This window comes from Paenibacillus sp. 01L418, from assembly GCF_056400045.1.
In genome coordinates, this window is the sequence record NZ_JBFTSN010000354.1 from 1 (window position 1) to 6,686 (window position 6,686).

Consider the following 6,686-nt stretch of genomic DNA (forward strand, 5'->3'; position numbering starts at 1 on the left):
GACCTTGGATGTATCGGAACAAGCCCAGTCGGTTGGACATATGCGGATGCCATCCATATTCGCTGTTGTACTGTGGAAGAACATTATCCTCCGTTAAGAAAATATAACTTTTCGGCATATTCAAACTATAAAATACTTTAAGATCGAGTTTTTCATAAAAAGGTTTTGCTGGTTCTGRACTTACCATACTGTACATTTTCTCTGCTAAGCCGAGGCTTGCCAAATTAACAAAAGTTTCACGAAACAGCGAAAATGGCAGCATGATCGTATCATCCTTCGAGCTTTCCCTAAGCTGCTGGAAACTAGCTTTTACAGGGGCTGGAAATTCATCGGCGACCATTTCACCATCGTTTAATACAAAAGCATCCAAAAACACGAGCCTCCTAATACGCTCTGGAATCAGCTCTGCAACCTTTTGGATAACGGAGCCTCCGAAGCTATGACCCACAAGTATGATTTGCTGAAGATTTCTTGACGCAATAGAAGCAGCAACAGAATGACTTATCATTTCATGAGTGACGTTTTTATTAGGATCTGCACCATGCCCGGGATATTCAGGCGCGAACACGGTATGGCCCATACTGGTTAATTCATAACCGATGCCATTCCAAAAGCTCGCATCCGCCCAGGAGCCATGAACGAGAACAAAAGTGAGCGGCTGTTCGCTCTGCATCAATCTTACACTGGTTGCGAAAACATCCGAGTATGGATATGCGTAGTTAATCGTGTTTTGTTCAATTTGATACATGCAGCATTACTCCTCAAAATCAGATTATTCAGCATATGCCTATAATCCATTTAAGGTTAATCATCGCCCAGTATCTGTTCAAGGCTGTAAATTTCCCACTTATGTTATCGTTTTAATATCCTTATTCTGATTAAGCGGAATGCGAAAGCGATGTCTAGCCGAGTTATTGGGTGGAATTATGCTTTTTGCTGAAGCAAGCGTAGCATTGATTTCACCGCCAAGCATGATGAGGATAGAGCTAATGTAGAGCCAAATCAACAGGATGATTACTCCGCCAAGACTGCCGTATGTTTTCGAATAGTTCCCAAAATTGTTCATATAGAACTGAAAAACAAGTGAAGTCGCAATCCAACCAAAAGTTGCAAATAAAGCACCTGGCACAGCTTCTTTTAAGCTCAGCCTTCTGTTAGGAACAATCCAATAAAGCAAGGAAAAGGCGGCTGTCATTGCGGAAATTGGTATGACATACTTCAATACATTCCAAATCCATTCGAATCCATTTGGATAATCAAGCCACTTAAATAAGTATTCGCCAATAGCTTTACCGAAAATAAGCATAACCATGACCAAAACAATAACGACCACTAAAAAAATTGTTGATAGCAGCGAAATTCCGCGTACCTTCCAAAACGGTCGCTGTTCCTCAACATCGTACGCTTTGTTCAATCCTTTCAAAATCGCATTAATACCGTTTGAGGCAGACCAAATGGTCGCAATCATACCGAATGACAGCAGTGTTCCGCTGCTGTTATCTACAACTTCAGCAAGAATTCCGCTAATCGTATCACTTGCTTCTGCAGGTAGAAGGCGAATAAACTCTGCGATCACGCTATCGCCAGACATTTCGATAAAGCTAAGCAAACTGACCATAAATATAAGAAAGGGGAAAAACGATAAGATCAAATAATACGTCAGCTGTGCGCCAAGCGCAGGCACATCATCCTCACGAAAACGGCTGTATAAGCATTTTATAAATTRCATCGTGTTGAATTTTTGTTTCATGAAGACCACCATCCTTTTGATATAAAACTAAACAAAATAGCAGGCTACAAAACATTTATTGAAATAGAAAAGATAAGCAGCAAGTAGGAAATAGTCAAATCATGTCGAATAAGAGTATGAGTAAATATTTTCGAATGAAGGGAGTGGACCTTATGTTTTTACATTTTCTACAAACCAAGGAGCAAAAAGAAGCATTTCTCGAATTAGCACATCTTGCAGCAAATGCTGATGGGTTCATTCACAAGAAAGAACAAGGATTTCTTCAATCGTATATGCAAGAGATGGATATGCAGCAAGCCGTAATAAGCTTTTCATCCGAAAAGCAGTTAGCAGATATACTAGTAAATATTAATGATGATCATGTAAAAAAAATCTTTTTCGCAGAAATTCTGCTTCTCATATTCGCTGACGGCGACTACAATGACGATGAAAAAGAATTAACAAAGGATATGAAAGAGCTTCTTAATCTAGACGAAGAAACTTGTGAATCCATTAAAAACTGGGTTATTCGTATGGATCAGCTCAAAATTGAAGGCCTTAAGCTTATATTGAACCCTTAATAAAATTGCAGACATAAGTAAAAAACCTCTATTCTTCCCAGTGGAAGAATAGAGGTTTTTTAAGTACTGCTTTTTCTTACATGCATTATGGCTTCGAAAAACCGAATTTTTYAAACACAGCCATTGCCTCTGCCGTTTGAAGATAATCATAAAATTGCTTCGATTCTGGAAGATGCTTTGTTGCTGTAACGATACCAATCGGATAGGTGATCGGCGTGTATGTTGCAGGATCAACGGTAAGGACAATATTGACTTTATCTGATGTTAAAGCGTCAGTCTTATAAACAAAACCCGCGTCTGCATTGCCTGTTTCAACGTACTGAAGAACCTGACGGACATCCTTCGCTTGAACAACCTTCGGTTGCAAGCTATCCCATAGCTTTGCTTGTTCCAAGGCTTCTTTCGTATAGCTTCCAGCCGGTACGCTCTCTGGGATGCCAATTGCAATCGTTTTGACATCAGCGTTCAACAGATCATTAACCTTTGCAAGCTGCGTTTTTGACGTTTTTGAAGTGACGAGCACGAGACCATTAGAGAGGAGATTTGTTTGGCTATCCTCAGCAATCAGCTTCGCATCTACTAGTGACTTCATGTTTTTGGAAGCAGCTGAGAGGAAAAGATCCGCAGGCGCGCCATTTTCAATCTGCTTCTGAAGAGCGCCTGAAGCGCCAAAGTTAAAATTCAGTTTTACATTAGGGTGAATTACCTTAAATTGTGTTTCAATTTCCTTTAACGCATCCGTTAAACTTGCAGCTGCCGAAATCGTTAAATCAACATTTTCAGCAGGTGTTTCCGTACTAATTGCTGTTGATTCTGGTTGATTGGTGGAGCTTGGTTGATTCGTTTGATTCGAACCACAGGCCGTTACAACGACCATAATCATAACCAAATACAATAAAACATAGCTTTTTTTAAGTAAATCAATCATTTAATACCCTCTTTCGTTATGTTTAGATATAAATAGACATAATCCATTTTCCGATTATAAGGTGAAGGAAATAGATTTGTAAAGCGAATCACCACAGTATTTCCGTTGTTTATGCTACAATAATGATTACTGCATACAATCCTTAAGAGGTGATTAACATATCTGAAAATATTTCCTATACGACAGAGGAAATCTCTAAGCTGCTCAAAATATCCAAATTAACCGTTTATGATCTTATCAAAAAAGGGGATTTGGCCTCATACCGAGTAGGTAAACAAATGAGAGTGGATGCTTCTGATTTAGAAGCCTATAAGCAGCGCTCAAAGGGGAACCAGCAAAGCTTGCGTGACGCTTTAATTATTCAACCAGATGCTGCAAGCACAGCACGCCAGAGCCTTGGCGCTCGCTCCATTGTCATCACAGGACAAGACATCAGCCTCGACATACTCGGAAGGCATATTGAGAAATATACACACGCACTTCGCCCACTGCGGTCTAATGCCGGCAGTCTAGATAGTTTGATCTCCATGTATAATGGGCARTCCGATGTCGTAAGCACCCATCTGTTAGACGGCGATACGGGCGAATACAATATTCCGTACATACGCAAGCTGCTCGTCGGCTCGTCATACGTTGTTATTAATCTGCTATCTAGGAAAGCCGGATTATTTGTCCAAAAAGGGAATCCGCGAAACCTAAAAGGATGGAGCGATCTTGTTCAGACAGACTTACGTATTATTAATCGAGAAAAAGGCTCCGGGGCTCGTGTATTGTTAGAGGAACAGCTTCGATTGCATCGTATTTCGGCACGTGAGCTTCTCGGCTATGAGGACGAACTGACAAATCATCTAGGCGTTGCAGCAAAAGTGGCGGGTTGCGAGGCAGATGTTGGAGTTGGGATAGAAAAAGCAGCAGCGATCGTAACTGGAGTGGACTTTATTCCTTTAGTTAGTGAACGTTACGATCTTGTCATTATGAAAAATTCAGAGAATAGCGATCTCATTAACTTGATTATCGAAATTTTGAAGTCCGCTTCATTTCAACAGGAGCTTGCAGCTATTTCCGGCTATGACTTATCACAGACAGGAAATGTTCTTTATGAATGTTAATGCAGATTTCACTTTTCAGATGAATCCCATTATAATGCGCAAGGATGGATGGAGATGAAACTTCCCATTTTGAATGAAGCTTTAATTAAACGAATACAGCAATCAGAAATGGAATATCTTACATCAAGAATTAGTTCCATAGGAGAGAGACTAGGCAATCTTGAAGGAGTCGAGATTAATCATTATGGCCAAGCTGTAGCTTACTATATAAAAACAATGCCTTGGGGCATTTTTAATTCGGTAAAAGGTTTGGGCGATGAGGACAGCGACAAGCTGGAGGAGATTATCAAGTTTTATGAAGCAAGAGACAGAAGCTTTCAAATTGATTTGGATCCTATACAATGCACAGCTGCTCTGTTTGGGAAATTGGCAGAGCTCGGTTTTCGACAAAATGGCTTTCATTCTGTTCTTTATGGACTGCCAAGTGAAGATAAACCTGTTTTGCCTCCTCATATCACGATTTCGGAAGTCGTTACAGAGGAGGTGTTCGATCATTATGCTGAAATCCATTGCCTAGGATCAGGCATGTCATTGTCCGATAAACACCACTTTGTTAATAACAATATTGGTTTACTGAATCGAAAAGGGTGGAAAATCTATCTAGCGTATTTAAATGACATACCTGCAGGTGTAGGTGTCATGCATATGAATGAGGATGGAATCGCATCATGTGCTCTTGCGGCTACTGCCCCTACATTTAGAAACCAAGGTCTGCAAACAGCACTATTAAACTGGCGTCTACATGAAGCGCATCTTGCAGGCTGTGAGCTCGTCGTAGCACAGGCTAGCTTCGGATCAAGCAGTCAACATAATATGGAAAGAGCCGGATTACATATCGCATGGACGAGATCCATAATGAAAAAATAAAAAGAACATTTTGTATTCATGCTTTTCATGCTATTATTGATCCATAAATATGGATGACAGGAGAAAAATAAGATGAGCTATACGCAGTCAAGCGGTTATGGTAAACCGATGCAAAAATTAATGCTAACCTTTTTCTTTGCCTTAATTGTTTCAGTAGGCGGCATGTACATAGGAACAATGCTTCCCAGCGCCGCACGAATCCCACTGTTTATTGTCGAGATTGGATTAATCATTGCCATCATGTTTTTGCGTAAATCAACAGCCATTGGCTACTCACTGATGTACGTGTTTATGATTGTATCTGGTGCAACCTTGCAGTTTTCTTTAAGCTATTATATCGCCTCCATGGGTACATCAGTCGTCATTCAAACCGTTGCCGTTGCTGTACTCGTTTATGCAGGCCTTGCGATCTACGCTACATACTCCAAAGAGGATTTTCGCTTTCTTGGCGGGTTTTTGTTCGCATCATTAATTGGGCTCATCGTTATCGGTCTTATGCAATTTATTTTCCCTTTTGGAGGGATGATGGAAACCATTTATGCCGGCTTTGGATTACTCATTTTCATCGGTTATACACTTTATGACTTTAGCCGTATGTCCAAGGAAGGTTTTGAAGACAAAGATATTCCACTGATGATCGTTAATATTTATCTTGATTTGGTTAATATCATTTTGTTCGCCCTACGTTTTGTGAAATCCTTGCTGGATGATTAATCGTTCGTCCTAATTGCCAATAAGGTTAATCTTCATACTTGAGGATTAACCCCTTTTTTTTTACGTGTCAATAACCATCTTTTAATAATTGATTTATCGGGTGAAGCTGCTTTGATATCACAATCAATAAAATCCCCTCTACGAATTCGCTTATCCAAAGCTTGCTGTTGATCCCTCCATAAACTTTCTGCTACATAGTAATGAAACAACATGATCCATTCCTCCTCTTACCAATCAATGCTTATGCTTTCATTATGCGATCTGAGTCCGTTGGTAAAAAGAGTAGATCTTTCATTGTTTATTTCACCTTTTAATTTTCAGAGCAATGCCCAGTATAACTTTATCCTAGGAGGAAAGAGATGGGGTTTATAATCGTTTTACTGCTAACGATGATTGTTATTTTATTATTTGAAATAAACGGAAAGATGCCTAGAAGAAATCGAAACAAAGATGAATTGAGGCGTGCTTTGAAGAGAGATCAGGAAAGAAGAAAAAGGGATAAAGAAAGAGATTACTAAGAGACCGCTGAATGGCGGTCTTTTTTATTGTGATGCCACGTTGACATCTGCATTTAAAACATGTATATTTTTATCAACACCTTATACCCATAGGGGTATATGTACGGCGTCATTTTTTCGCCTTTTTCAATACCCCCATGGGTATGTTGTTCGAATGATTTATTAATAAACGCAAAGGAGGTTCAAGAAATGATGAATCACATTCAAGCAGACAAAACAATAGATTGCAAAGGCTTGGCT

At 39.7% G+C, this 6,686-nt stretch carries 9 protein-coding genes; 5 read left to right on the forward strand and 4 right to left on the reverse strand.

Annotated elements, in window-relative coordinates:
* Nucleotides 1-748: alpha/beta fold hydrolase (locus AC1DSE_RS27365; protein WP_477528506.1), on the reverse strand; the 748-nt coding region annotated here is incomplete at its 3' end.
* Between the two features lie 99 nt (nt 749-847).
* Nucleotides 848-1,750: a YihY/virulence factor BrkB family protein gene (locus AC1DSE_RS27370; protein ID WP_477528507.1), complete on the reverse strand. Its 903-nt coding sequence runs from the start codon at nt 1,748-1,750 to the stop codon at nt 848-850.
* A gap of 152 nt (nt 1,751-1,902) precedes the next feature.
* On the opposite strand from AC1DSE_RS27370, the gene AC1DSE_RS27375 reads away from it, so the two are divergent.
* Nucleotides 1,903-2,310 carry a TerB family tellurite resistance protein gene (locus AC1DSE_RS27375; protein ID WP_477511656.1) on the forward strand — a complete coding sequence of 136 codons (408 nt, stop codon included), beginning with the start codon at nt 1,903-1,905 and terminating at the stop codon, nt 2,308-2,310.
* 85 nt (nt 2,311-2,395) lie between these two features.
* On the opposite strand, the gene modA is transcribed toward AC1DSE_RS27375, so the two are convergent.
* Entirely contained in the window at nt 2,396-3,238 is an 843-nt protein-coding gene (modA, locus tag AC1DSE_RS27380; RefSeq protein WP_477528508.1) for a molybdate ABC transporter substrate-binding protein, read from the reverse strand.
* Nucleotides 3,239-3,396: 158 nt separating this feature from the next.
* On the opposite strand from modA, the gene AC1DSE_RS27385 reads away from it, so the two are divergent.
* From AC1DSE_RS27385 to AC1DSE_RS27395, 3 genes are all read left to right on the forward strand, one after another.
* Nucleotides 3,397-4,347 carry a substrate-binding domain-containing protein gene (locus tag AC1DSE_RS27385; RefSeq protein ID WP_477511667.1) on the forward strand — a complete coding sequence of 317 codons (951 nt, stop codon included), beginning with the start codon at nt 3,397-3,399 and terminating at the stop codon, nt 4,345-4,347.
* 54 nt (nt 4,348-4,401) lie between these two features.
* Nucleotides 4,402-5,214: a GNAT family N-acetyltransferase gene (locus tag AC1DSE_RS27390; protein ID WP_477511658.1), complete on the forward strand. Its 813-nt coding sequence runs from the start codon at nt 4,402-4,404 to the stop codon at nt 5,212-5,214.
* 72 nt (nt 5,215-5,286) lie between these two features.
* The gene (locus AC1DSE_RS27395) at nt 5,287-5,928 is read left to right on the forward strand and encodes a Bax inhibitor-1/YccA family protein (protein ID WP_441907642.1); all 642 of its coding nucleotides are present in this window, start codon (nt 5,287-5,289) and stop codon (nt 5,926-5,928) included.
* Between the two features lie 32 nt (nt 5,929-5,960).
* On the opposite strand, the gene AC1DSE_RS27400 is transcribed toward AC1DSE_RS27395, so the two are convergent.
* Entirely contained in the window at nt 5,961-6,140 is a 180-nt protein-coding gene (locus tag AC1DSE_RS27400; RefSeq protein WP_477511659.1) for a hypothetical protein, read from the reverse strand.
* 147 nt (nt 6,141-6,287) lie between these two features.
* Between AC1DSE_RS27400 and AC1DSE_RS27405 the strand changes: the two genes are divergently transcribed.
* Complete coding sequence (locus AC1DSE_RS27405; protein ID WP_477511660.1) at nt 6,288-6,446, forward strand: hypothetical protein; 159 nt, start codon at nt 6,288-6,290, stop codon at nt 6,444-6,446.
* Nucleotides 6,447-6,686: the final 240 nt, after the last annotated feature.